Annotated in this window: 21 protein-coding genes, 5 tRNA genes and 1 pseudogene; 7 read left to right on the top strand and 20 right to left on the bottom strand. The window is 53.8% G+C overall.

The annotated features are described in order from the left end of the window. Positions 1-52 precede the first annotated feature (52 nt). The 4 genes from B3729_RS07660 to B3729_RS07645 all read right to left on the bottom strand — a co-directional run bounded on the left by B3729_RS07660 (position 53) and on the right by B3729_RS07645 (position 467). Positions 53-129, bottom strand: a tRNA-Asp gene (locus tag B3729_RS07660). A 13-nt stretch (positions 130-142) separates the two neighbouring features. Then, positions 143-218: transfer RNA gene (locus tag B3729_RS07655), tRNA-Val, on the bottom strand. A gap of 81 nt (positions 219-299) precedes the next feature. After that, positions 300-376 (bottom strand) — tRNA-Asp (locus tag B3729_RS07650). Positions 377-391: 15 nt separating this feature from the next. Then, a tRNA-Val gene (locus tag B3729_RS07645) sits at positions 392-467 on the bottom strand. A 307-nt stretch (positions 468-774) separates the two neighbouring features. On the opposite strand from B3729_RS07645, the gene rdgC reads away from it, so the two are divergent. From rdgC to sugE, 3 genes are all read left to right on the top strand, one after another. Then, complete coding sequence (gene rdgC / locus B3729_RS07640) at positions 775-1,695, top strand: recombination-associated protein RdgC (RefSeq protein WP_286787532.1); 921 nt, start codon at positions 775-777, stop codon at positions 1,693-1,695. Positions 1,696-1,757: 62 nt separating this feature from the next. Then, a complete protein-coding gene (locus B3729_RS07635; protein WP_010795147.1) occupies positions 1,758-2,702 on the top strand; it encodes a bile acid:sodium symporter family protein in 945 nt (314 codons plus the stop codon). 118 nt (positions 2,703-2,820) lie between these two features. Beyond that, entirely contained in the window at positions 2,821-3,135 is a 315-nt protein-coding gene (gene sugE, locus B3729_RS07630; RefSeq protein WP_010795148.1) for a quaternary ammonium compound efflux SMR transporter SugE, read from the top strand. Positions 3,136-3,186: 51 nt separating this feature from the next. Here sugE and B3729_RS07625 read toward each other — a convergent pair. Both B3729_RS07625 and B3729_RS07620 read right to left on the bottom strand, forming a co-directional pair. Then, positions 3,187-4,473, bottom strand: a pseudogene (locus B3729_RS07625) (MFS transporter); the annotation flags it as partial. A 117-nt stretch (positions 4,474-4,590) separates the two neighbouring features. Next, positions 4,591-5,157: a GNAT family N-acetyltransferase gene (locus tag B3729_RS07620; protein ID WP_010795150.1), complete on the bottom strand. Its 567-nt coding sequence runs from the start codon at positions 5,155-5,157 to the stop codon at positions 4,591-4,593. A gap of 269 nt (positions 5,158-5,426) precedes the next feature. Between B3729_RS07620 and B3729_RS07615 the strand changes: the two genes are divergently transcribed. Continuing rightward, positions 5,427-8,903: a hybrid sensor histidine kinase/response regulator gene (locus B3729_RS07615; RefSeq protein WP_286787531.1), complete on the top strand. Its 3,477-nt coding sequence runs from the start codon at positions 5,427-5,429 to the stop codon at positions 8,901-8,903. Positions 8,904-9,303: 400 nt separating this feature from the next. Here B3729_RS07615 and codA read toward each other — a convergent pair whose 3' ends face one another. Both codA and codB read right to left on the bottom strand, forming a co-directional pair. Then, positions 9,304-10,545 (bottom strand): cytosine deaminase, encoded by a 1,242-nt coding sequence (gene codA, locus B3729_RS07610; protein ID WP_286787530.1) that lies wholly within the window; start codon positions 10,543-10,545, stop codon positions 9,304-9,306. Positions 10,546-10,612: 67 nt separating this feature from the next. Beyond that, on the bottom strand, positions 10,613-11,887 hold the full coding sequence (gene codB / locus B3729_RS07605; protein WP_286787529.1) for a cytosine permease: 1,275 nt from the start codon (positions 11,885-11,887) through the stop codon (positions 10,613-10,615). 349 nt (positions 11,888-12,236) lie between these two features. Here codB and B3729_RS07600 point away from each other — a divergent pair, with 349 nt between their 5' ends. Next, complete coding sequence (locus B3729_RS07600) at positions 12,237-12,461, top strand: hypothetical protein (RefSeq protein ID WP_010795154.1); 225 nt, start codon at positions 12,237-12,239, stop codon at positions 12,459-12,461. Positions 12,462-12,635: 174 nt separating this feature from the next. On the opposite strand, the gene B3729_RS07595 is transcribed toward B3729_RS07600, so the two are convergent. From B3729_RS07595 to B3729_RS07560, 8 genes are all read right to left on the bottom strand, one after another. After that, entirely contained in the window at positions 12,636-13,382 is a 747-nt protein-coding gene (locus tag B3729_RS07595; RefSeq protein WP_010795155.1) for a TerC family protein, read from the bottom strand. A 138-nt stretch (positions 13,383-13,520) separates the two neighbouring features. Then, complete coding sequence (locus B3729_RS07590; RefSeq protein WP_286787528.1) at positions 13,521-14,351, bottom strand: quaternary amine ABC transporter ATP-binding protein; 831 nt, start codon at positions 14,349-14,351, stop codon at positions 13,521-13,523. Further along, the gene (locus B3729_RS07585; RefSeq protein ID WP_150348591.1) at positions 14,348-15,199 is read right to left on the bottom strand and encodes an ABC transporter permease; all 852 of its coding nucleotides are present in this window, start codon (positions 15,197-15,199) and stop codon (positions 14,348-14,350) included. The genes B3729_RS07590 and B3729_RS07585 overlap by 4 nt, the downstream gene beginning before the upstream one ends. A 66-nt stretch (positions 15,200-15,265) precedes the next feature. Next, on the bottom strand, positions 15,266-16,213 hold the full coding sequence (locus tag B3729_RS07580) for an ABC transporter substrate-binding protein (RefSeq protein WP_286787527.1): 948 nt from the start codon (positions 16,211-16,213) through the stop codon (positions 15,266-15,268). 135 nt (positions 16,214-16,348) lie between these two features. Further along, on the bottom strand, positions 16,349-17,137 hold the full coding sequence (locus B3729_RS07575; protein ID WP_150346933.1) for a phosphate/phosphite/phosphonate ABC transporter substrate-binding protein: 789 nt from the start codon (positions 17,135-17,137) through the stop codon (positions 16,349-16,351). Positions 17,138-17,147: 10 nt separating this feature from the next. Then, positions 17,148-18,176, bottom strand: coding sequence for an ABC transporter substrate-binding protein (locus B3729_RS07570; protein WP_286787526.1), 1,029 nt, complete (start codon positions 18,174-18,176; stop codon positions 17,148-17,150). Between the two features lie 111 nt (positions 18,177-18,287). Next, positions 18,288-19,040 (bottom strand): carbon-nitrogen hydrolase family protein, encoded by a 753-nt coding sequence (locus B3729_RS07565; RefSeq protein ID WP_019367185.1) that lies wholly within the window; start codon positions 19,038-19,040, stop codon positions 18,288-18,290. 123 nt (positions 19,041-19,163) lie between these two features. Beyond that, complete coding sequence (locus B3729_RS07560; RefSeq protein WP_019367186.1) at positions 19,164-19,475, bottom strand: hypothetical protein; 312 nt, start codon at positions 19,473-19,475, stop codon at positions 19,164-19,166. A gap of 223 nt (positions 19,476-19,698) precedes the next feature. Here B3729_RS07560 and treA point away from each other — a divergent pair, with 223 nt between their 5' ends. Together treA and B3729_RS07550 are read left to right on the top strand one after the other, a co-directional pair. Then, positions 19,699-21,354: an alpha,alpha-trehalase TreA gene (gene treA / locus B3729_RS07555; RefSeq protein WP_286787525.1), complete on the top strand. Its 1,656-nt coding sequence runs from the start codon at positions 19,699-19,701 to the stop codon at positions 21,352-21,354. Between the two features lie 130 nt (positions 21,355-21,484). Beyond that, positions 21,485-21,721, top strand: coding sequence for a hypothetical protein (locus tag B3729_RS07550; RefSeq protein WP_239381165.1), 237 nt, complete (start codon positions 21,485-21,487; stop codon positions 21,719-21,721). Between the two features lie 51 nt (positions 21,722-21,772). Here B3729_RS07550 and B3729_RS07545 read toward each other — a convergent pair. From B3729_RS07545 to bamC, 4 genes are all read right to left on the bottom strand, one after another. Beyond that, positions 21,773-21,862, bottom strand: a tRNA-Ser gene (locus tag B3729_RS07545). 96 nt (positions 21,863-21,958) lie between these two features. Continuing rightward, positions 21,959-22,669, bottom strand: a complete 711-nt coding sequence (gene purC, locus B3729_RS07540) for a phosphoribosylaminoimidazolesuccinocarboxamide synthase (protein ID WP_010795165.1) — start codon at positions 22,667-22,669, stop codon at positions 21,959-21,961. A 29-nt stretch (positions 22,670-22,698) separates the two neighbouring features. Then, complete coding sequence (locus B3729_RS07535; RefSeq protein ID WP_010795166.1) at positions 22,699-23,457, bottom strand: MBL fold metallo-hydrolase; 759 nt, start codon at positions 23,455-23,457, stop codon at positions 22,699-22,701. Next, a complete protein-coding gene (gene bamC, locus B3729_RS07530; protein ID WP_286787524.1) occupies positions 23,396-24,577 on the bottom strand; it encodes an outer membrane protein assembly factor BamC in 1,182 nt (393 codons plus the stop codon). The genes B3729_RS07535 and bamC overlap by 62 nt, the downstream gene beginning before the upstream one ends. Positions 24,578-24,591 lie beyond the last annotated feature (14 nt).

Genomic DNA, 24,591 nt, shown 5'->3' with positions numbered 1-24,591 from the left:
GGCCGCTTTTTCGTAATTTATCGGGAGTTCAGTGGGCCCGATAAACTTAATATGGCGCAGCGGACGGGACTCGAACCCGCGACCCCCGGCGTGACAGGCCGGTATTCTAACCGACTGAACTACCGCTGCGTATATCGCAAAATGGTGGGTGATGACGGGATCGAACCGCCGACCCTCTGCTTGTAAGGCAGATGCTCTCCCAGCTGAGCTAATCACCCACGTAGCTTTCGCTAGTGTTCTTCCTGGGTTCATCAAGAGGATTTAAAATCCTAATCAAGCAACCCAAGATGAAGCAAAAATGGCGCAGCGGACGGGACTCGAACCCGCGACCCCCGGCGTGACAGGCCGGTATTCTAACCGACTGAACTACCGCTGCGCGTAACTTCAAGAGTGGTGGGTGATGACGGGATCGAACCGCCGACCCTCTGCTTGTAAGGCAGATGCTCTCCCAGCTGAGCTAATCACCCACTTAACTTTCGTAAGCGTTTGCTCTCGAAGTGGGGCGCATTCTACGGACGGTTTTATAGGCTGGCAAGCCCCCAAGTGAAAAAAATTTCAAATGATCCAAAGGCTTAGGTTCTTTTCCTTTATTTCCAAGCCTTTGGATCATTTCCCGGGTCTGCCCTTGCAGGCAGGACCGTATCGTTACGCCCCAAAAAGCGGCCTGTTTGTCATTAAAGCCCTTTAATCGTTGCCAATGATCAATTGGGGGTTGGCCTTGGAAGCATGGCAGCGGAATAATGCGCGCTTCGTTTTTTGGGGAATCGTCACGCCATGTGGTTTCGTAATCTTCTTATTTATCGTCTTACCCAGGATTTATCACTCGAAGCCGAGGCCCTGGAAACCGCGTTGGCCAGCAAACCTGCACGTCCCTGCGCCAGCCAGGAACTGACCACTTACGGTTTCGTTGCTCCTTTCGGCAAGGGAGAAGACGCTCCTCTGGTACATGTCAGCCAGGATTTCTTTCTGATCGCAGCTCGCAAGGAAGAGCGCATTCTGCCCGGCAGCGTAGTAAAAGATGCCGTGCAGGAAAAAGTTGATGAAATCGAAGCACAGCAGATGCGCAAGGTTTACAAAAAGGAGCGTGACCAGATAAAGGACGAAATTGTCATGAGTCTGCTGCCACGGGCCTTCATTCGCCGCCAGACTACCTTTGCAGCAATCGCGCCCAAGCAGGGCTGGATTCTGGTAGATGCCTCCAGTGCAAAGCGCGCAGAAGATTTGCTTTCCACCCTTCGTGAAGCGCTGGGCTCCCTTCCGGTTCGTCCGATGTCGGTCAAGCAGGCACCGACTGCAACCTTTACAGATTGGGTCAAGTCTCAGGCAGCCACAAATGATTTCCATCTGCTGGATGAGTGCGAGCTACGCGATAGTCACGAGGATGGCGGTGTTGTCCGCTGTAAAGGGCAAGACTTGACCAGTGAAGAAATCCAGAATCATCTGGGCGCAGGCAAGCTGGTGACCAAGCTGGCCCTGGCTTGGCAGGACAAGCTGTCGCTGTCAATCGATGACAAGGTCGCGCTCAAGCGGCTGCGCTTTGAGGACTTGCTTCAAGAGCAGGCCGAGCAGGATGGCGGCGATGATGCCATGGCGCAGCTGGATGCTACCTTTACTCTAATGATGATGACCTTTGCCGAATTTATTCCGTCGCTGGTCGAAGCGCTGGGTGGAGAAGAAATTCCGCAGGGGCTCTAATCAGGTGCGGCGCCCCGGGGCGCCGCCCAACTTCCAAGGCTCATATTTTTATAAGGATAATCATGGGCGCTCTCGCAGCTTTAAGCCGCTTTGCAGGCAATACCTTTGCCTTGTGGGTCCTGCTGGCGGCTGTTCTAGCCTTTATATGGCCTGAAGGGTTTCGCTCCTTAACGCCAGCTATCGTCCCCTTATTGGGCCTGATCATGTTCGGCATGGGGCTCACGCTCAAAGCTGAGGATTTCAAGGAGGTCTTTCGCAAACCTCTTAGGGTTCTTCTAGGTGTAATCGCTCAATTTATCATTATGCCCGGCATGGCGTGGCTGCTTTGTCTTGTCATGCAATTGCCGCCGGAAATTGCAGTAGGCGTTATTCTTGTGGGTTGTTGCCCTGGCGGTACGGCGTCCAATGTCATCACCTGGTTTTCACGCGGGGACGTCGCACTGTCTGTTGGCATCACTGCCGTCACTACCCTTCTGGCCCCGTTGGTGACCCCTACATTGATCTGGCTATTGGCTTCGGCCTGGCTACCAGTCAAGTTCTCAGCCCTTTTTCTATCCATCGTCCAGGTCGTTATCCTCCCGATTGTGCTGGGACTAGTTGCCCAACGCTTCCTGGGGTCAAAGGTACGGGCAGCGGTTGAGGTGTTGCCCCTGGTCTCGGTTATCAGCATCGTGCTGATCGTGGCGGCCGTTGTGGCTGTCAGCCAGGCGAAAATTGCAGAGTCAGGATTTTTGATTATGGCTGTAGTCGTACTGCATAACACATTGGGACTGATGCTTGGCTATCTGGCCGGAAAAGTGTTTGGGCTACCTCTGGCGCAGCGCAAGACGTTGGCTATCGAGGTCGGTATGCAGAATTCGGGACTGGGCGCAGCACTGGCAACAGCACATTTCTCCCCTCTTGCGGCTGTGCCCAGTGCCTTGTTCAGCGTCTGGCATAATATTTCCGGAGCGCTGCTGGCCACATGGTTCCGTCGCTTGAATGACGAGTCCTCTGCAAAAGAGTGAGCATATAACGAAACCGGCGCGCTCGGGCTTGGCTAGAGCGCATCGGTTCGCGAAGGGGACGACCCCATCGCCTGAAACTATCCGGGGACGGCCCCGCTTTACCAACCCTGGAATCTTTATGTCCTGGATTATTCTTTTTCTGGCCGGGCTGTTTGAAATAGGCTGGGCTATAGGCCTCAAATACACCGAAGGCTTTACCCGCCCTCTTCCTACTGTCCTGACGGCAGCCGCCATGCTGACCAGCATAAGCCTCTTGGGCATGGCCGTTAAGCAGCTTCCTCTTGGTACAGCCTATGCCATATGGACGGGTATTGGCGCAGTAGGAACGGTAATTGCTGGCATCATTCTATTTGGCGAAAGCGTCAGTCCGATCCGTCTGCTCAGTGTGCTGCTTATTTTATGTGGCTTGATCGGGCTTAAACTGAGCCATTAGCGCCTAGTCGCGGATGCTGCGCGTAGGGTCTCCACCGCCTATCACGGCGCGAAAGCGCATCAGGAATTCTGGCACGCTTGCAAACAGGAAGGCATTGACGCCTATATTCATCAACGCAACCGCCAGAAACAGCTCCGGAACTGTCATCTTGAATACAGACAAAAGCAGCATAGTGATAAGGGCCGAGCAGACCATTAGGAGCGCATTGAGAATATTGGTGGCAGCGATAACCCGAGAGCGCTCCTCCTGTGGCGTGCGTGCCTGAATCAGCGCATAGAGCGGAACGATATAAAATCCGCCAGAGATCCCCAGTCCCAAAATGCACCCAAGCGCTGGCCACATGGAAAATTCTTTCAGCGCTGCCCACCCGCCATAAGACCCTGTGATAGCGGCCATGTCAGGCGTGACGGCATAGAGCAAGACGCTGAAGACAGATAACCCCAGCGCACCCAGCGGAACAATACCTGCCTCAACATGCCCCTTGGACAACCGGCCACATAGAAGAGAGCCCAGCGCAATGCCTACCGAGAACAAGGTAAGGATCAGCGAAACCATGCTTTCCTGACCGTGCAGGTAGTCCTTGGCATAGGCTGGTATCTGGGTAAGGTATACCGCACCCACAAACCAGAACCAGGAATTGCCCAGCAGAGAACGAGAGACCGAGGGCGCCTGCCCCAGCCCCATACGTAAGATCACCCATGTTTGCCGGAAAATGTTCCAGTCCAACCTCAGGTGCGAGATGACGGCCGGCGCGGATGGAATACCCAGGCTGGCCAGAAAACCAGCCAGAGCGATCAATACGACGCCTATGGCTACGGCCTGTGAATAATCCGGGAGAGAGAGCAAGGCCCCTGCCCCTATCGTCCCGCCCAGGATGGCCAGGAATGTGCCCATCTCCACCAACGCGTTACCGCCCATCAACTCTCGAGACTCGAGATGCTGGGGCAAAATTGAGTACTTGGAAGGTCCGAAGAGCGCCGAGCGTGTACCCATGGCAAACAGAACAAATAACAATAGTGGCAGGCTGTTAAGCCAAAAACCTAGACTGCCTAACAGCAACATGACGATTTCCGAGCCTTTCAGCCATCGCATGAGCCGCGCCTTGTCATATTTTTCGCCTAACTGTCCGCCTAACGCTGAAAACAGCAGGAACGGAAGAATAAACAGCAAGGCGCACAGGTTGACCAGCAACAGCCTGTCACCGGTAACGCTCAAGTGAAACAGCACCGCCAGAATCAGTGACTGCTTATAGACGTTGTCATTAAAGGCGCTAAGGGACTGTGTTATGAAAAACGGTAGGAAGCGCCGTTTTTTCAACAGAGCGAACTGTGAGGACATCGAACGAGGTCCTATTCGAAGAAGGGAAACCGGAACGGGCCACAGCCATCCTTGCAGCCCGAGATAACAACCGCGTTACATCGTACGTCAGTCAAACATCGTTATATCCGAATAGCCTTAGGAAAAAGAAGCTTCCAGACTGGCTTTTACCGTCGGCCACTCACGGTCGGTAATACTGTACATGACGGTGTCATCAAGCCGACCATCGGCCAAACGTCGATGGTTACGTAACAGTCCTTCACGTACAGCTCCTAGCTTTTCAATGGCGCGTTGCGCACGCAGATTGCTAGCTGCCGTCTTGAGTTGTACACGTACCAGATGCCAGTTCTCGAACGCATGACGCAGCAGCAGGTATTTGATGTTGGCATTCAATCCACTGCCATGCTGCTCCCGATCCAGCCAGGTCCAGCCGATTTCAGCGGCAGGTAGCGCAGGCAGAAACTCTGAAAAGCGAGTGGTACCCACCAGCTTGTCAGCCAGCCTGATGGTAAAAGGGATAGTTTTGCCTTCACGCTGCTCGGCAATGGCGTGCCTATACCAGTCCGGTCGTAGTGGACCGCTCAGGTAATGCAACTCGTCCCGGTTGAGATCAGCCAGGCTGACCAGTTCCAGTACGTCGCTTTCCACCATAGGCTCTAAACGAAGAGCACCGCGCTGCAAGGTAATGGGATGCGCTTCGAACATGGCGCCACTCTCCTTGATAACACTGCGACACGCTAACAGGCTGAAGCCCTCGGCTCAACCAAACCTGCGACATTGGTCTCAGTGACCTTGGAGCAGTCGCTTTGATGAGACACTTATAAAGCCTGCCATGCTCCCCAACGAGCGCATTAGAATAGTCCCTAGGTATTCCCACTACTCGAGACGAGCTCTTTTTAATCTATCTGGCAGCGGAAGGCCTAGGGCCAACCACCTATAAAAGGCCCTGCACAACAAAATTCACAGGAGTTCGCATGACCCTATCCAGCGGACTGATCGCCGCCGTTGCTCTGCTGTACATGGCGGTGCTCTTTGCGATTGCCTTTTATGGCGACAGACGAAAAACGCCGTTGCCCCCCAAGTTACGCGCCTGGGTTTACAGCTTGTCGCTTGCGGTATATTGCACCAGCTGGACATTCTTTGGCGCCGTTGGACAGGCGGCCGACCAACTCTGGTCCTTTCTGCCGATTTACCTAGGGCCTATCCTGCTCCTGCTATTCATGCCACGTCTGATCAAGAAAATGATCATGATCAGCAAGCAGGAAAACATTACTTCCATTGCCGACTTCATTGCCTCCCGCTATGGAAAATCGCGGGCGCTGGCGGTTGTGGTTACGCTGATCTGCCTGGTAGGCGTGCTGCCTTATATCTCCCTGCAGCTCAAAGGCATTGTCATGGGCGTTAATCTGCTGACCGGTGTAGGGGCCGAGTCAATAGGCATGCGTGCACAGGACACCGCCTTGATCGTCTCGCTGGCATTAGCGGTATTTACCATCCTGTTCGGCACTCGCAACCTTGATGTTACCGAGCATCACCGGGGCATGATGCTCGCAATTGCCTTTGAGTCGCTGATCAAACTCCTGGCATTTCTTTCCGTAGGGATTTTTGTGACCTATGGACTTTATGATGGATTCGATGACCTCTTCGATCAGGCACGCATTGCGCCCGAGCTGTCCAAATACTGGCAGGAAACCTTCGACTGGCCCGCACTGCTGGTGCAAACCGGAGTAGCGTTCACGGCCGTCATGTGTCTGCCACGACAGTTTCATGTCACGGTAGTTGAAAATACGGATGCGCGTGACCTGAACCTGGCCCGCTGGGTATTTCCTTGCTACTTAGCCTTGGCGGCGCTGTTTGTTGTTCCCATCGCCCTGGCAGGACAGATGCATCTGCCCAAAGGGGTCGTACCTGACTCCTTTGTTATAAGCCTGCCCATGGCACAGGCGCATCCCGGCCTGGCGCTCCTGGCTTTCATTGGTGGCGCTTCGGCCGCTACCAGTATGGTGATCGTCGCCAGCGTGGCCTTATCCACCATGCTATCCAATGATATTTTGCTGCCCCTCTTATTCCGTAAGCAGAAGGTAGAGCGCCCCTATGAGGTGTTCAGCCACTGGCTGGTAACCATTCGGCGTGTTGCGATCGTGGCGATCCTGCTATTGGCGTATCTCTGCTATCGCCTGCTGGGCTCTACGGCAAGCCTGGCTACCATCGGGCAGATCGCCTTTGCAGCTATCGCTCAACTGGGCCCGGCCATGGTAGGGGCACTCTACTGGAAGCAGGCGAACCGGAGAGGTGTATTTGCAGGACTTGCAGCGGGCGCCTTTCTTTGGGCTTATACCCTGGTTCTGCCAGTCATGGCAGAAAGTCTGAGCTGGCCACTCGACCGTTTTCCTGGGCTAGCCTGGCTGGCGGCCAATCCGTTTGGCCTGCCCTTCAAACCCCTGACTCAAGGCGTACTGCTGTCCTTGGCAGGAAATTTTCTCCTCTTCTTTCTGGTTTCCAATCAGGCCAGGACGCGAGTATCCGAGCACTGGCAGGCCGGCCGTTTCATTGGGCAAATGACCTCGGCGCGCCTGAATACCCGGTCGCTATTGGCAGTGCAGCTAGAGGATCTTCGCGCACTCGCTGCCCGCTTCGTAGGCGATGAACGTGCTCGGCAGAGCTTTATTCGCTTCGCTGACCAGACGGGCCTGACCTTTCATCCGGCCCAGAATGCCAACGGAGAATGGATTGCCCATACCGAGCGCCTGTTAGCCGGCGTGATTGGAGCCTCCTCTGCGCGGGCGGTGGTAAAGGCTGCCATCGAAGGCCGTGACATGCATGTGGAGGATGTCGTACGCATTGCCGACGAAGCGTCCGAAGTACTTGAATTCAACCGCGCGCTTTTGCAGGGCGCTATCGAAAATATTTCTCAAGGTATCAGCGTTGTCGATCAATCTCTTCGGCTGGTGGCCTGGAACCAGCGTTACCTGGAGTTGTTTGACTACCCGGACGGCATGATCCAGGTCGGGCGTCCAATCGCCGAAATCATCCGCTATAACGCAGAACGGGGCCTCTGTGGCCCAGGCGATCCTGACGAGCACGTAGCACGACGTGTTGATCGAATGCGGCAAGGGATTGCCCACACATCTGAGCGACAATTCCCTAATGGCCGGGTAATCGAACTCAGTGGCAAACCCATGCCGAAACGCGGCTTTGTCATGAGCTTTACCGACATCACTGCGTTTCGCGAAGCAGAGCGCGCCCTTCGTGAAGCCAATGAAGGGCTGGAGCAGCGCGTGGAAGAGCGAACCCGGGAGCTCTCCCAGCTTAACCAGGCGCTGACAGAGGCCAAAGCCCATGCAGAAGCAGCAAACCAGTCCAAAACACGCTTTCTCGCTGCCGTCAGCCATGATCTGATGCAACCGCTAAACGCAGCCCGCCTGTTTACGGCCGCCCTCGCCCACCACGATGCGTTACCAAAGGATGCTCGCGAGCTGGTTAACAACATGGATTCGTCCCTGCGCTCCGTGGAAGACCTGATTGCCGACCTGCTGGATATCTCGCGCCTGGAGAGCGGACGGGTTCATACGGAAGTCGGCACGTTCGCAATCAATACGCTATTTGATACGCTGGGCGTAGAGTTTCGTGCCCTGGCGCGAGAACAAGGCATAGATTTCCACCTAAGCGGAAGTCGCCTGAGAGTAGAAAGCGACGTCAAGCTTCTGCGCCGAGTCCTGCAGAACTTTCTGACCAATGCTTTCCGCTATGCCAGAGGGCATGTATTGCTAGGTGTCCGCCGCCATGGTGATCATGTGACACTGGAGGTATGGGACCGTGGCCCAGGTATCCCGGAAGATAAGCGGCAGGTCATTTTTGAGGAGTTCAAGCGACTCGATAGTCATCAGACGCGCGCAGAGAAGGGATTGGGCCTGGGACTGGCTATTGCTGATCGTCTTTGCAAGGTACTGGGCCATCGTATCGAGGTACGCTCCTGGCCAGGCAAAGGCAGTGTATTCAGTGTCTCGGTGCCCGTCGCGACTCAAATTCTATCCGAGCCTGTCCTGCAGCCTACACGCGAACACACCAGCGAACCGCTACGAGGCGCACCGGTATTTTGCGTTGATAACGAGGAAAGCATCCTGACGGGTATGCAGAGCCTTCTTAGCCGCTGGGGCTGTGAGGTTCATACGGCACGCAATCAGCAGGAGTGCGAGGCGTTACTGGCGCAAGGCATTCAGCCACAGATAGCGCTGGTGGATTTCCATCTGGATGACGGCAATACCGGACCTCAACTGATGGCATGGCTTCGCACGCGGCTTGATAAGCCGTTGCCTGGCATTGTGATCAGTGCAGATGCACATCAGGATCGTGTCAGTGAAGTGCATTCGGCTGGGCTGGATTTTCTACCTAAACCCGTAAAGCCAGCCGCCTTACGCGCATTGCTTAGCCGTTATCTGAATTTAAGATGACTTGGCGGCGCCCGTGTCGATAGGTCATAAAAACCCAATCGAAATAATGCAAAAAAATTCTTGCATTTTGATGAAGCCAAGCGTGATGCGGTCTACAGGGTTAATCCACAGAACCTGTGGATAACTCTGTAGAAAAGTTGGTGGAAATGTCCTGTAAGCTAGATGAAATGGGGGGTTCCGTTAAACTGTCCATTTTTTAACCAATCAAAAAAATCCTTATAAATCATATATTTATACCTAAATAACCGTTCTAAATATTTTTATGCCTGTTTAAGCGAAGCGCTTGACAAGCGCATTAGTGCTTGTGCACAAGTCCTGAACATTGCCCCTTGACTCAGGGTGTATTTTTGAGCATAGCCCTTCGCCTGAGTTAGAAAATTTAGTGAATTCATATGTTTTATCACCCTGCCAGACTGACCTCGGCAGGACGACGACTCATTAACACCCTGCCCTCACGGACAGAAAACAGTGGAAGGCCCTGGCTTCTTATCATTTCGTAGTCCGAATCGGCTGACAGGATCAGCAGATTGGCCGGGCGCCCTACTTCCAGCCCATATCGGTCACCCAGCTGCATGGCGTTGGCGCTATTTACGGTCACCAGATCCAAGGCATGCTGCAGGCGCTCATAACCGAGCATGTGACAGATATGCAGGCCAGCCTCCAGTACCCTGAGAATGTTGCCGTTACCCAGTGGATACCATGGATCAACAATGGAGTCCTGCCCGAAGCACACATTCATACCGGCCTCCAGCAGTTCGTTCACACGCGTTACGCCACGCCGTTTGGGAAAGGTGTCGAAGCGACCTTGCAGGTGAATGCTCTCGGTGGGGCACGATATAAAGCTGATACCCGAACGACTCAGCAGACGAAACAGCTTTGAACAGTAGGCATTGTCATAAGAACCCATGGCAGTAGTATGGCTGGCAGTGACACGTGAGCCCATGCCACGACTACGCGCCTCCTCTGCCAACACTTCCAGAAAGCGGGAATGGGGATCGTCTGTCTCATCGCAGTGAACATCCACCAGACAACCTGTGCGCTCAGCCAGATCCATCAGAAATTTGACGGAACTGACCCCTTGCTCACGGGTATATTCGAAGTGAGGGATTCCGCCAACCACGTCGGCTCCCAGCCGAATGGCCTCCTCCATCAGTTCTCGGCCCTGAGGATAGGATTCGATTCCTTCCTGGGGAAACGCCACAATTTGCATGTCAACTAAATGGCTTGTTTCTTCCCGAATTTCCAACATGGCCTTCAAAGCCGCCAGACTGGCATCGGTTACATCCACATGGGTACGAACATGCTGGATACCGTGGACCGCCAGGGCATTAATGGTCTGCTTGGCCCGCGCCTTGGTATCTTCGTGGGTAATAGTCGCCTTTCGCTCTCCCCAGCACTCAATGCCTTCGAATAACGTGCCGCTCATGTTCCACCGCGGTTCCCCAGCTGTCAGGGTGGCATCCAGATGGATATGCGGCTCGACGAAAGGCGGAATAACCAGATTGCCTCGCGCATCCAGTATTTCAGCGCTGGCTGGGCTCACAAAAGCGACCTGTGATTCGATTGCAGCGATCCGGTCGCCTTGCAAACGCACGGTAAACAGCCCTTCCTGACCACGCATCCGCGCATTGATGACATTCATCGACAGACTCCTCAAGCAAAGGACTACTTACTCTTTATAACAGTAGGTGACCTGGAACATTTCCAGCCTATGCCTCTGCGCGAGCGACAACCGATAGCCGGGCCCCCACCAGGCCACACAGCATTACGTACCCCAGCGCGGCAGTACCAACGCCGACAAGAGGCGCCAACCAAGGGGAGAAAAAGGCTGCCAGAACACCCAGGCCATAGGCCGCAAGCCCAACCCAATTGAATTTAGGTAAATGAACAGTCGCCAAGAGGGGGTAACGCCCTCTATGACGATAAAAGAAATCAGCTGCAATCACGCCGCCGATAGGAGGGATAATGGTTCCCAATATAATCAGGTAGGGGACCAGCAGATCGTACATGCCCAGCACTGCCAGCAATGTACCTATTGCTGCGCCAACCAGCGTAACGGTTCGCCGGCGATCTGTTCGAACCAGATTACAACCCGCCACAGCGAAGTTATAGATAGTATTGTCCTGCGTGCTCCAAAGATTAAGCATGAGCATGGCTATCGCTGCCAGCGAGAAACCCTGAAGCAGCAAGACCTCCACCACGTCCGGTTGTTGGTACACAATGGCGCCATAGGCGCCGATCAGCACCATCAGGCCATTGCCGATAAAAAAACCAGCCAGGCTGGCCAGAATGGCAACTCTCCCAGTGCGAGCAAAACGTGTCCAATTAGTAGCCTGTGTCGCCCCGCTGACAAATGTGCCAAACACTAATGTCAGCGCTGTGCTATACTCCATCGTGTTGCCTGGTTGTATGGCCAGCAGGCCTTCCAGCCCACCGATCTTTCGTGTTGCAACCCACATGGATAATGCCAGCAGGCCACACATGGCGGGTACAGCAATATAAGACAGGATCTCCAAGCCTCGGTAGCCAATATAGGCTGTGGCACAAAAGCCAAAACCGAAGATCACCATCAGCAACAGCACAATGCCTTCGGGCAATCCCAGAAACTTACCCAGCACGACTGCCGCCGTCGCCGTGCCCCAGGCATACCAGCCAATCTGCGTGAATCCCAACACCAGATCAGACAACTTGCTTCCTACTTCGCCAAAGCAGAACCGGCCCATCAGAACAGAATTAAGGCCGCTTCGATACGCGATATATCCCAGCAAGGCGGCATAAAGACCAAGCAGCAGATTACCTACCATAATCACGCTCAGCAGGGTCTTGAAATCGAACGCCGTGCCGATCTTACCGCCTGCAAACATCGTCGCGGTAAAGAAGGTAAAGCCCAGCAGCACCAACGTTGTCGACCAGACGCCCCGACGGGCTGACATAGGCACTTCACTTAACGGATAGTCGTTCGCGCTTGCGTTCGTCTCGCTCATTTCGCTATTCCCGCTTGGTCATGGACCTGAGAGCAAGTGCGAAGCGCATGCCAAACGCTGTAACGCTCTGGTGCAACCCAATGACTGCGGCAGGAAGGTGCTAAACAAGAGGCCAACGCACAAAAGCGGCTCATTGTCCTTTAGCTTTGCCTTGAAATGGTTCACTGCAGCGGCAAACACAACATTGTGCTGAAGCAATTTGAAGCACATGAAAAAGAGACATTTCCCATTCAGCGACTTAGCTTAATGGGAAAAGTTGGCAAAAAACTTGCTAAAGCAGGTTATCAATGCAGCAAATTGACGCCGCTGCTGTCATAAGCGCGTCACGTGATTCAACTAAAAGAAGATTATGAATACACATCAGCAAACTCAAACCGCAATCCAAATGCTTTCTTCTGCTTTCGCTCCGTTCGATTGTGTAATCGCTGCGCCCAGCAAGAAAGGCTTTTCATTCATCATCGTCAATGAATTCGGCGTTGCGCGCCATACTCAGCGACTTTACCGTGAGGAATACAGTTGCCCGACTCGTCTGCAGTCCGTTATCGAACGTGCACGCAAAGCCATCAGCGCCTGATCCATTCCCGCCTTACTTTTCCTAATACGATGCCCGACACGCGCCTGACAGGCAGCGTGCAACGGTGCATGCGTGCCAGCGGAATCCTCCCCTTTCCGGCAGGCACAAAAAACCCGTAGCGGTCACAGACGCACTACGGGAAGACGAGGAAACTCTCGCGCGGCTCTACAGGATCTAACGCTTGCGCTTTGCGCGGCGAGCCAGCATGTTCAGGCCTTCGATAACGGCCGAGAATGCCATGGCAGCATAGATATATCCCTTGGGCACATGAGCGCCAAAGCCTTCAGCGATCAGGGTCATGCCGATCATGATCAGAAAGCCCAGCGCCAGCATGACAACCGTGGGATTGTTATTGATGAAGCGCGCCAGCGGATCAGCGGCGACCAACATGACGGTCACCGCGACGATAACGGCGATGATCATGATGGGCACATGCTCGGTCATCCCGACAGCCGTAATAATGCTGTCGATGGAGAAAACCAGATCGAGCATGAGAATCTGGACGATGGCCGAGGTAAACCCGAGGGTAACGGCCTTTTCGCCGCTTTTACCTTCGAATAGGTCGCCTTCCGGATCAGGATCCACATTATGATGGATCTCCTTGGTTGCCTTCCAGAGCAGGAAGAGACCACCTGCTATCAGGATGATATCTTTCCATGAGAAGCCCTTGCCAAAGAGTTCGATCACCGGTTCGGTGAGCTGAACGATCCAGGCAACCGTTCCCAAAAGGCCCAGTCGCATGACCAGCGCCAGGCCTATTCCGATACGCCTGGCCTTTTGCCGATGCTGCTCGGGCAGCTTGTTGGTCAGAATGGAAATAAAGATCAGGTTATCAATACCGAGCACCACTTCCATGGCGATCAGCGTCGCCAAGGCAACCCAGGCGGTAGGATCCGAAATCAACTGCTGGAGGTAATCCATGAACCTTTTTCTCAGAAAATAGGAGAGTTAAGGCGCCGATGAGTTACCAAAGGCACCCAGTTACCCTGAACTATAGCCAAAAGAAAGATGTGAAATTTTTGTCGTATCGCTGATTTGTTTTTGTTTCAAATCATTGAGCTAGACATCTGCCCCGGAGATACTCCGGTTTCGATATCGCCGAACGAAACGATCAACATACTCGTCTGCCGGTTCGTTGAGAATGTGCTGCGGGCTTCCCACCTGAATCAGCTGGCCGTCCCGCAGGATTGCAATCCGGTTTCCCAGCCTGACCGCCTCGTCCAGATCGTGGGTAATGAACACGATGGTCTTGTGCAGGCGCTGCTGTAACTCCAGCAACTGATCTTGCATCTCGGCACGAATCAGTGGATCGAGCGCCGAGAACGCTTCGTCCATGAGGATGATTTCTGTGTCAGTTGCCAACGCCCTGGCCAGCCCGACTCGCTGGCGCATACCGCCTGACAGCTGATGGGGCCATTTGCGCTCATACCCTTTGAGCCCTACCGCTTCAATCCAGTGCTGTGCATGCGTTTCTCGTGCAGTCCGGCTTTCGCCACGTAGTTTCAAGCCGTAGGCCACATTACCCAGTACGGTTTTATGGGGTAACAGCCCGAAGCCCTGGAAAACCATGCTGATCTTGTGGCGCCGGAAATGCCTGAGTTGCTGCATGTCATAGGCCAGTATGTTCTCGCCATCGACTCGGATAGAACCGCTGGTGGGATCAATCAGGCGATTCAAATGCCGAACCAGCGTTGATTTGCCCGAGCCTGACAGCCCCATGATCACAAATATTTCGCCCGCTTCGATGGACAGCGATAGCCCATTGACTCCGACAACACACCCGGTTTCCGCCAGCACCTGATCCTTATCCCGGCCCTGGCGGACCAGCTCAAGCGCTGCGGCTTCGCGACGGCCGAATATCTTATAGACGTTATCGAGCTGAATTTTCATCGCTCGCCCTCATAGCGTGAACGACCATACGCCTGAGTAATGCGATCAATCACGACCGCCAAGATAACAATCGCCAAACCTGCTTCTAGCCCCTTGCCTACGTTGAGCGTCTGGATACCGACCAGAACTTCTTCACCCAAGCCACGTGCACCGATCATCGAAGCGATTACAACCATAGACAATGCCATCATGGTTGTCTGATTGATACCCGCCATGATGCTAGGCAAGGCCAATGGGAGCTGTACGCCAAACAGCTGTTGCCAGCGATTGGCACCAAAAGCATTGACGGCCTCCATGATTTCCTTATCGACCTGTCGGATTCCCAGATCGGTCAGACGAATCAGCGGTGGCGCTGCATAAATGACAGTAGCAAAGATAGCCGGCACCTTACCCAAACCAAACAGCATCAGGACAGGAATGAGATACACAAAGCTAGGCATGGTCTGCATGATGTCCAGCAGTGGCAGCAAGACCATACGCAGCCGGTTACTGCGTGCACACAGAATGCCCAGGGGAATGCCGATCAGCACCGCAATCAGTGTCGCGACCAGCATCAGCGCCAAGGTCTGCATGAGCTTGTCCCACAACCCCATGGCGCCCACGAGAAATAGCAGCCCGGTAATGACCGCAGCCGGTATCACACGTCGCGTGGCGTGGTAGGACACAACAGCCACGACCAGCAGAATCAACCACCACGGTGTTGTCCGGAGAGCGCCTTCAAGCCGGACGATTGCCAGCAGAAGCACATCGGAGATCTGGCGGAACACATCGCCATAATTGGCGACCAGAGCGTCTACCCAGCCATTGACCCAGTCAGCAATAGAAAACGTGAGATTGTCAGGAAACATAGACATGCCCGTTTGGTAAAGGTAGGCCCTTCAAACAGGGCCTACCCTCACATGACCTGCGAAAGCCTACAAAGAGGCCTCGATTTTTTGTGCAGCGGCAGCATCAACCCATTCATGCCAGACATCGGGGTGCGCCTTCAGAAAAGCTCTGGCAGCGGTAGGCGCGTCCTGCTTATACTCGGCCTGTTCTGCCAACGCCTTGTTCAACAGGTCAATCGGCACGTTGACCTTTTCCAGAACGGCAACAAGCTCCGGGGCGTTTTCATAAAAAGGTTTGGACAATCCAGCCTGCACCGTTATGGCTTTCTCATCTCCCGGTTTGCTGGCCAGCTTGATGAGATCCGCTCGCCCCAATAGTGGCGTAGGCGACCAGTAATAGGTCAAGATGGGCTGCTTGCGCTTCACGGCCGATAGGATTGCGGCATCCAGTGCCGGCCCTGTGCCAGGGCGAAAATTGGTAAATGTGTCGGCCAATCCATAGCGTTCGAGCATCTCGGTATTTTCCAGCTCGCATGTCCAGCCGGCTGGGCAATTATAAAATCGACCTTTCCCAGGCTCCTCTGGATCGCGAAACAGCTTGGCGTATTTAGGCAGATCACTGATGGACTTGAGATCTGGAGCCTTGGCATTCTTGCCTTCCACCAGATAGCGCGGCACGTACCAGCCTTCCGTCGCACCTTTGATGGGTGTACCAACGCCTACTACCTTGCCTGCATCAGCGGCTTTATTCCAGACGTCACTACGACCGATCCACTCTTCAGCAAAAACCTGAATATCATTAGAGGAAAGTGCAGCCTCCAACGTAATCGAGTTACCTGGAATACTATCGGTCTTACAGCCGTAGCCTTCCCTCAAGACTGTCGACATCAGCTCGGTGAGAAGCATCCCGCTTTCCCAGTTCACACCGGCGAACTTGACTGGCTTACCAGACTCACACCAACCGGCTGCCTGCGCGTTGCCTATAACCAGCCCCAGCGCCAAAAGGCCTACCGCCAGGCCATTTCTTGCGTTCATGATCTGCATCCTTAGCATCCATACGCCTGCCCGGCGCGAAAAGTCGTTACCTATCGAAGCGGCTGTTTTGAGCCTGGATGCCCTCTGCAGTTTCATAAAAACTACAGCGAAACAGGAAAAAGCCTGTCCGGCTACTCATGCAATAATGGGATATCCAGCGACCATTGCTCGATCACGCTGGGCAAGAATCACTCGATAATCGTCAAGGGAGGCCGGTACAAACGAGCGAATAGCCAGTGTTTCAGCCAGCGCAGGCTGCTCCTGCAGGACCTCATTCAACACGTGCTGCATCTGCTGTACCTCTTCCAGACTACGTGACGCTGCGGTAATGATCGGCAACGCAGGCGTCAGCTCCGTGCGGGCAAGAACTCGTGTGCGGGCTAACGTGTCAGGCGCATAACGCTCAAGGTACCCCCAGGTGACGCAATCAATAGCTGTCAATTCCGTCTCGCCGCGGCTGAGTAACTCCAGGCTTGTCACATGGGCACCGCTGGCCTTGACCTCACCAAAGAATCGCCCCTTTTCAGCCATGGGCGCGACCGTCACCCTTAATAAATTCATGCCGCTATTGGAGTCCAGCGCGTTGATGACCACACGCGCACCTCGAAAGGCCTCCAGGGTACTGCGCTCATCATCTGCGTGGATCACGATAAAACTGCGGTGCTGAGCACCTTCACAGCCGCTCAGCTCATAACAAGGCGTTGCTACGATCTGAACCTTGTCGCGCAGGCGCGTCATCACCGGATAGCCGCAGCTCTGAGATAACAACAGGCTCGGTGATGACCATTGCGCCATGAGATCAGCGGGCGCTTCCTCACATTGTTGAATACCCAGATGCGCCAGGACCCGCTCGATAAAGATCTGACCGGCCTCGCGTACCGGTTCAGGCGTAACGTACATGGGCCATGTAGCTAACGATGTCACGGGTAAATACTCACTGTGCGTTCAAGGCGGCATCCACCCGCGCCGCGGCATCAGCCGAAAGCCAGGCAGACCATATATCGCGATGTTCCTTGAAGAACGCCAGGCTCATCGCATCGGCATCCTTATGTTTCTCCGACATTTCGGCCAATATGTTGTTGAATAATGGAAGCGGTATTTGCACCTTTTCAAACAGCTGTACAAGCTCAGGTGCCTGGTCATGCAGATCTTTCGAGATGCCGATCGTAATCTTCGCAGGGAGCGAGCGGGACGGTAGAGGACTGGGATTCTTGGAGTCGGAAAGTGTTTCCCAGGCTTGCTGACTGAACGGTGGCTCCTCAAGCTGTATCAGCTTGAAGCGGCCCATCAACGGCGTAGGCGACCAGTAGTAAAACACGATCGGCTCGCCTCTGCGGATAGCCGTACTGATGGCTGCGTCCAGGGCTGGACCGGTTCCAGTACGGAAATTCGTAAAACTGTCAGTTAACTTGTAGGCCTTGAGCTTTTGCGTATTGACGATTTCACAGGTCCAGCCAGTCGGGCAATTATAGAAACGGCCTTTGTCGGGTGCTTCAGGATCCTTGAACAGATCCTTGTATCGCGACAAATCCGTTACAGACCTCAGCTCAGGCGCCTTGGCCTCAATCCCACGAGCCGAATCGCCCTTAACCAGATATTCTGGAACCCACCATCCCTCCGTAGCACCCTTGACCGTTTCTCCAACCGAGAACACCTTGCCGGCCTTCTCCGCCTCACGCCAAAAAGGGCTACGGCCAGCCCACTGCTCGCCTGTTACCTGAATATCGTTTTGCGCCAGCGCATTTTCCATCGTTACTGTATTGCCGGGAATCGCATCGGTCTTGCAGCCATAGCCCTTTTCCACCAGAAAGCGCAGCACTTCAGTGGCGAACATGCCGCTCTCCCAGTTGAGACCTGCAAATATCACAGGCTTATCATAGGGACATTTCACCTCATCAGCGTAGGTGTAATGTGTCATACCCAGACTTGTGACAATCGCAAGAATGGACAAAGAGATACGCATGGAAGCTCCTTCATGCTTGGCAACAAGGTCTTCGCCTGTCGCTAAATTGCTCATGCAGCTCGTACTGAGCGGCTACCTCACAGTATTTCAACAATCCGTAACGGTGTAGTCTCAACTCAGCAGTACCACCCGCCCCTGCCAGGTATAACCATTACGGGACGCGATTACGAGCGCTTCACGGTCATGTGGCGCCTGGATAACAATTTCACCATCAGGCAGCCAGAACGTACTACGTCCGGTCGCAAGCCAGCCACCGGTTTCGCCTACATGGTTAGCCAACAGGACAGGAAAGCCATGAATCTGCGCATATGACCTTAGCTGCGCAGTATCAGCTTCAAAACCACCTGGCGTAATCAGAGCGCTGGTGACATAAAGAGAAGCACCCGCCTGAGCCGCACTTACAGCATGCTCGGGGTGACTTGTGTCGGCACATATGGCCAAGGCTATGCGCTCGTTCTCAAGAAGTAGCAGTGGCCCACCGCTTCCCGCCTGAAATGCCTGGTCTTCACCTTCGTGCAGGTATCGCTTGGTATATAGCACGTCGTCCCGCCCCGCACCTATTACCAGCGCCGCAATAAGCGGCTTCCCTGTCGAACTTAACGGCATGCCTGCCAGGATTGATATGCCTGTCTGAGCAGTAGCCTTACGCAACGGCACCAAGCGAGAGTCATTGGGCAACAACGCATTCTGGCTAGCCGTCTTCCGCTCATACCCTGTCAGTGACAACTCAGGAAAAACAAGAAAGTCGACGCCTTGCCGAGCAGCCTGTTCGATTACACGGACATGGCGCTCGACATTGGCTTGAATGTCATGACCAACCGGCGTGATCTGTGCAGCAGCGATTACGATACCTGTAGAACTCATCAGCACATCCCGGCAAGGTTGGAAGGCCAGAGGATGCCATATAACAAACCCATGACGTCAACATAACGTCCGAGCCATACCCGACAAGACAGGTAGTAAAGGGGTAGAAAGTGATGGGTGCAGTCAGTCCCTAGGCAAGGGCAACAGAATGACTTCTACCCAGTTTTCATAATCCATGCAGATTTCAAGTGTCTCGATAGTTGAGACCATATGAGTCGTCTTGATCTCAGGATCGAAGCGCTTGTTCTGGATAACAGCCTTCCCACCATTGTTGAGCATCATAGCCACAATGATTGGTTCGCTTTCAAAATTGACCAAATGACGAAAAACAGCCTCGTAAATATCCTGAGTGCGACCAGAAGCAGGCGAGTCAATTTCTACCTGGTAAATAGTACCGGCCTTCAAATAGCGATAACTCACAGTAGAGAAATGCATCGGTCAAGCACACCGAAAGACAAGGTTTCTTATCTTACCTGATAGCAATTGGCCATTTATCAAAAAAGCGTAAATCTCCGCAAAAGAAAAAGGCTATTTGCGGGCAAAACTTCAAAATGAACCTGACCGTTTTCAATAGCTGAACAAAAAACAAAGCTTGACTGGACGAACTTGCCGGATAATCAGCTGGTCGATGGTTGAGAATGATCAGAATGGGTTTTCCATGACATTTCCTCTCGTCCGCCACGCTTATCGATCCACTCGGCTTCTGGCCTTTTCCGCTTCGGTTGTTCTGTTGGGTGCCTGTGCCACTGCTACAGACAGATCCGAGATGTGGAGCTATCAAAATGCCCAACAGCATCAGGCGCTCCCACCAGACCAGGCGTACCCGGAATTATTTGCAGCCGTACAGCAGCAATGGTTGTTCGACGATCAAAAGCATTTTGTCGATGCCCTACCGCTAAGGCCTCCCGCCACTATCCGGGCGGATTACTTGGCGAAACGAGCCAATCCTGGCTTTGATCTCAGACGCTTTGTGGCGGACAACTTCGAGCCATCAGGAGCTGCTGAAACCCAAAAGCCTCAGACAGGTACCGATATTCGTGAACATATCGATAACCTCTGGCCTGTACTCACACGACATTATGAGAAGGTACCGGCATATAGCAGTATGCTGCCGCTACCCTACCCCTATGTTGTTCCGGGGGGTCGCTTTCGCGAGCTGTACTATTGGGACTCCTACTTCACCATGCTTGGCCTGGTAGAGAGTGGACAAACGAAGTTGGCGCGTCAGATGCTGGATAACTTCGCCTACCTGATTGATACCTATGGCCATATCCCCAATGGCAATCGCACCTACTATCTGAGCCGCTCCCAGCCACCTTTCTTCTCTTACATGGTTGAACTGGAAGCAAAGACGGAGGGGGATGAAGTCTATCGCCGTTACCTTCCGCAATTGCAAAAGGAATACGCTTATTGGATGGAAGGTTCGCAAACGCTAAAGCCTGGCGAGGCTGCCCAGCACGTTGTTCGTCTGGCTGACGGTACGCTATTCAACCGCTACTGGGATGCCAGCGATACACCTCGCCAGGAATCCTACATGCAAGACAAGGAAACGGCAGCCAAGGCTGCTAATCGCCCGGTCAATGAGGTTTACCGAGACCTGCGAGCCGGGGCAGAAAGTGGCTGGGACTACACGTCACGCTGGCTGGGTGATGGGAAAACTCTCGCGACTATCCGTACAACCGCTATCGTTCCGGTAGACCTCAACAGCCTTCTCCATCATCTGGAAACCACAATTGCACTTGCTTGTGAAAAGAACGCCATGTCGACTTGTACGCAACGCTACAGCCAGCGTGCAGAAGCGCGAAAGGCTGCCATAGAGAAACACCTGTGGAACAACAAGGGCTATTACGCTGACTACGATTGGCAGAAGAATCAACTCAGCGATCAGATCACAGCCGCTACGCTCTATCCTCTTTATGCAGGGATCGCCAACTCCGATAGAGCCCGGCAAACCGCATTGACTGTTGAAAAGAATCTGGTCAAAACCGGTGGGCTTGTCACTACGCAAATCCATAACGGACAGCAGTGGGACTCTCCCAATGGCTGGGCTCCGCTTCAATGGATCGCCGTAGAAGGTTTGCGCCGTTATGACCAGCAGGATCTAGCCAGAACCATCGGCCAGGGTTTCCTTGATCAGGTGCAGACGCTGTTCACCAAAGAGCACAAACTGGTCGAGAAATATGATGTGGAGGGTTCAAGCCAGGGAGGTGGCGGTGGTGAGTACAAACTGCAGGATGGCTTTGGCTGGACCAACGGTGTCACGCTGAAACTACTCGACCTCTATCAGCAACCACCAGCTAATGCGCAACCTTGACACCATTAACCAGAGGGCAAGTCTATCTCTTTGCCCTTTGGCTGCCTCGCTAGGCATGGACGTCCTGGCTTTTCACAGCTTTCGTTCCTATCGCCTAGGCTGAGCAATACACCCCGTTACCGGAGCGCCCATGATCGACACGACTTCCCACAATATCGCTGACATGAAACAACACCTTTCTAATGCATTGGACGAAGGTGTAAATGAAATCAAAGCGCATCAGGAGGAAGGTCTCGATATCCCGGAGGCCATGCATGAGCGCCTGATCCGTATCCGCTCAATGCAAGAATCCCTTGAAAAAGGAGAAGACATACGTCTTGAGCTCGAACACTTCGAGGCGTGGAAAAAAGAAAATAATTTGATTTGAGCTGTATAGAAATAAAAAAGCCCCGCAGCATAACTGCGGGGCTTTTTAATATGGCGGAGAGATAGGGATTTGAACCCTAGGAGCCATTGCTGACTCAACGGATTTCGAATCCGTCCCGTTCGGCCACTCCGGCACCTCTCCAATGCAGCGCATGATAACAGCTGAAATGCGTCAGGCGAAGCCTTGAATGCAAAATTTCTACCATTATCAGGCGTTTGCAAAAGTCGCCTGCCAACCTTAGAGCGGTACGCCTAAGCGGTTAGCCACTTCTTCATAGGCCTCGATAACGTCACCCAGCCCTTGGCGAAAGCGATCCTTGTCCATCTTCTTACGGGTTTCCTTATCCCATAGACGACAGCCATCAGGGCTGAACTCATCGCCCAGCACAATCTGGCCATGGTGCACACCAAACTCCAGCTTGAAATCCACCAGCAGCAGCCCTGCGTCATCGAACAGCTTTTTCAGCACGTCGTTCACTTGGAACGTCAGCTCTTTCATGCGAGACAGCTGTTCAGGCGTAGCCCAGCCAAATGCATAGACATGGGTTTCGTTGATAAAGGGATCGTGCAGTGCATCATTCTTGAGGAACAGTTCAAACGTGGGCGGGGAAAGCTCTAGCCCTTCCTCAACACCCAGGCGACGCACTAGGCTACCAGCAGCATAGTTACGAACCACACACTCCACAGGAATCATGTCGAGCTTTTTAACCAGACATTCATTGTCCGCAAGCAACGCATCGAATTGGGTTGGAATCCCTGCGGCCTCAAGCTTTTGCATGATGAAAGCGTTGAACTTGTTGTTCACCATGCCTTTACGATCAAGCTGCTCTACCTTTTGACCGTCGAACGCAGACGTATCATTGCGAAAGAGAAGAATGAGACGGTCCGGGTTGTCCGTCGTGAACACAGACTTGGCTTTGCCGCGGTAGAGTTCGGTGCGTTTTTCCATGATGGCTCCGCTTTTAAATAATCGAAGGTTCAGGCAATGAGCTGCCAACCAAGACCTTCGTGCTGATCGGCGACCTGCAGCCAGTCCGCATCACACCCCAGGGTGTCGACGAACGTTTGCCGAGCCAGATGCGGCCGATTGTTCTTTTCACTCAGATGCGCCAACACAAGATGCTGCAGGGCATCGCATTGCAAGCGGCAAACCAGCGAGGCCGCCTGCTGATTACTTAAATGACCGTGTGATCCACTGACCCGCGCTTTCAGAAAATAGGGGTACAAACCTTCATCCAGCATCTGCCGGTCGTGGTTCGCCTCGATCACCAGGGCGTCCAGATCACGATAACATTCCAGTACTGTCGTTGTAGCCTCGCCCAGATCGGTAAGCACACCCAAGCGACGCCGGCCATCAAAGAAGACGAACTGTGTCGGATCGTATGCATCATGAGACACAGGAACGCTTTTGATCTCAATGGCTTCTAACTCGAGCGTATCGCCTGCTGCCAGTACCGTTGTAGCAGCAATAGGCTTGCGTAAGCCGCGCACTGTACCCTCGGTCAGATAAACCGGAATCCCATAACGACGCGATAACAGCTCGACCCCATGAACATGGTCGGAATGCTCATGGGTAACGAGAATGGCATCGAGTTGTGTAGGTTCGACGCCCAGGCGAGCCAGGCGTCTTATCGTTTCACGTAGCGGAAAACCGCAATCGATCAGTATGTAGGTGTTATGGCTGTGAACCAGGGTTGAATTCCCCCGGCTCCCGCTGCCCAGGACCGCGAAGCGCATATTGCATGCTCGTCTGTAGCTTTTTCAGCACCGTCTCGGCCATATCGGCTGGCGCTACGGTGTTGATGTCTTTATCCAGCGTGACTTGAACAGCATCGCCTACATTGGTCAGACGAACCTGATAACGCTCGGCACGAGCGTTTTCTTCTTCCTTGGAGGGCTCATGACCAAACAGGCGCTTGAAGAACCCAGGTTTGTCCTCGTTGGGCTTGCGTGCACCCTCAGCCAGATTGATGTAGTACACCCCCAAGCTACGGTCCATATCGTCAACGCGTATGTTAGCGCCTTCCAGGGCACGACCGACACTGGACCAGGCACGATCAAAGTCGCTCGTCAGGCTCAGCATCGGGTCGCCATTGCCATCTCTCGTATAGGAGACCCGCTCAGGCGTATCGTAGGAACCAGCAGCCAACAGCGATACTGAACCACCTTGGGTATCGGCACTTGCCAGACTGGTTACCATTTCATTCAGCAGGGCTGCATCGAAGGCCGATGTATCCGAGCGAGAGGACCAGCTCGGCTCACTGCTGCTGCCAGTCTTGCGCGTCTGGCTTTGTACAAAGATTTCACTGGTGTTGCTGGAAACCCCTGGCTCGATCCGCACCCGAATACGTGTTTCGGAGCCCGGCTCGATATCACCACCTGTGCTCAAGCTGCGAGCCAAAGGTGTCGTCAGGTCGGTCAAAGGTTGCCAGCGTGTCGTGAACTCACCGGTCTGCGGACGTGCCTCACCAATCACGAAGCCATTATCGGTAAAGAACTGATTGGCCACCGGCCAGATCTCGGCAGGCTGCTTTTGAGCGACAACCCAGCGGGCCTTACCATTGCGCTGCAGGCTATAGCTACCCGTATCAGTCTGGACAGCCAATGCTTGAGGCCGTGGAGCCTCGAACTCTGCAGGATGGTCCTGGGTATCCGCTACGTTAGCGGGAATAGGTAGCAGGGGCTGCAAGGACTTGGCCTGAACATCAGTCGGAACCTGCATCGGAGCCGTTTGACGCGACTCCAGATAATCATTACTGCGATCACGAAAATACCCGTGCTCGCCCCATAGCCAGCCACACCCACTGGTCGTGCTGATTACTACGGCAAGGGTTGTTAGTCCAGCCAGTCGCTTCATGCGTAAATTCTCCA

It is taken from the genome of Pseudomonas sp. UBA3149 (genome assembly GCF_002364655.1).
Taxonomy (GTDB): Bacteria; Pseudomonadota; Gammaproteobacteria; order Pseudomonadales; family Pseudomonadaceae; genus Chryseomonas; species Chryseomonas luteola.
The sequence above is the reverse complement of the archived record's forward strand: the minus strand, read 5'-3'. Positions and strand labels throughout refer to the sequence as shown.

Excerpts from the sequence above, each read along its gene's own strand:
- sugE (WP_010795148.1), top strand. The coding sequence starts at position 2,821 with ATGTCCTGGATTATTCTTTTTCTGGCCGGGCTGTTTGAAATAGGCTGG.
- purC (WP_010795165.1), bottom strand. The coding sequence starts at position 22,669 with ATGGAAAAACGCACCGAACTCTACCGCGGCAAAGCCAAGTCTGTGTTC.
- codA (WP_286787530.1), bottom strand. The coding sequence starts at position 10,545 with ATGAATGTCATCAATGCGCGGATGCGTGGTCAGGAAGGGCTGTTTACC.
- B3729_RS07565 (WP_019367185.1), bottom strand. The coding sequence starts at position 19,040 with ATGAGTTCTACAGGTATCGTAATCGCTGCTGCACAGATCACGCCGGTT.
- B3729_RS07590 (WP_286787528.1), bottom strand. The coding sequence starts at position 14,351 with ATGAAAATTCAGCTCGATAACGTCTATAAGATATTCGGCCGTCGCGAA.
- B3729_RS07560 (WP_019367186.1), bottom strand. The coding sequence starts at position 19,475 with ATGCATTTCTCTACTGTGAGTTATCGCTATTTGAAGGCCGGTACTATT.
- codB (WP_286787529.1), bottom strand. The coding sequence starts at position 11,887 with ATGAGCGAGACGAACGCAAGCGCGAACGACTATCCGTTAAGTGAAGTG.
- B3729_RS07615 (WP_286787531.1), top strand. The coding sequence starts at position 5,427 with ATGACCCTATCCAGCGGACTGATCGCCGCCGTTGCTCTGCTGTACATG.
- B3729_RS07580 (WP_286787527.1), bottom strand. The coding sequence starts at position 16,213 with ATGAACGCAAGAAATGGCCTGGCGGTAGGCCTTTTGGCGCTGGGGCTG.
- B3729_RS07595 (WP_010795155.1), bottom strand. The coding sequence starts at position 13,382 with ATGGATTACCTCCAGCAGTTGATTTCGGATCCTACCGCCTGGGTTGCC.
- B3729_RS07620 (WP_010795150.1), bottom strand. The coding sequence starts at position 5,157 with ATGTTCGAAGCGCATCCCATTACCTTGCAGCGCGGTGCTCTTCGTTTA.
- B3729_RS07635 (WP_010795147.1), top strand. The coding sequence starts at position 1,758 with ATGGGCGCTCTCGCAGCTTTAAGCCGCTTTGCAGGCAATACCTTTGCC.
- B3729_RS07600 (WP_010795154.1), top strand. The coding sequence starts at position 12,237 with ATGAATACACATCAGCAAACTCAAACCGCAATCCAAATGCTTTCTTCT.
- treA (WP_286787525.1), top strand. The coding sequence starts at position 19,699 with ATGACATTTCCTCTCGTCCGCCACGCTTATCGATCCACTCGGCTTCTG.
- B3729_RS07570 (WP_286787526.1), bottom strand. The coding sequence starts at position 18,176 with ATGCGTATCTCTTTGTCCATTCTTGCGATTGTCACAAGTCTGGGTATG.
- B3729_RS07585 (WP_150348591.1), bottom strand. The coding sequence starts at position 15,199 with ATGTTTCCTGACAATCTCACGTTTTCTATTGCTGACTGGGTCAATGGC.
- B3729_RS07535 (WP_010795166.1), bottom strand. The coding sequence starts at position 23,457 with ATGCGCTTCGCGGTCCTGGGCAGCGGGAGCCGGGGGAATTCAACCCTG.
- rdgC (WP_286787532.1), top strand. The coding sequence starts at position 775 with ATGTGGTTTCGTAATCTTCTTATTTATCGTCTTACCCAGGATTTATCA.
- B3729_RS07550 (WP_239381165.1), top strand. The coding sequence starts at position 21,485 with ATGATCGACACGACTTCCCACAATATCGCTGACATGAAACAACACCTT.
- bamC (WP_286787524.1), bottom strand. The coding sequence starts at position 24,577 with ATGAAGCGACTGGCTGGACTAACAACCCTTGCCGTAGTAATCAGCACG.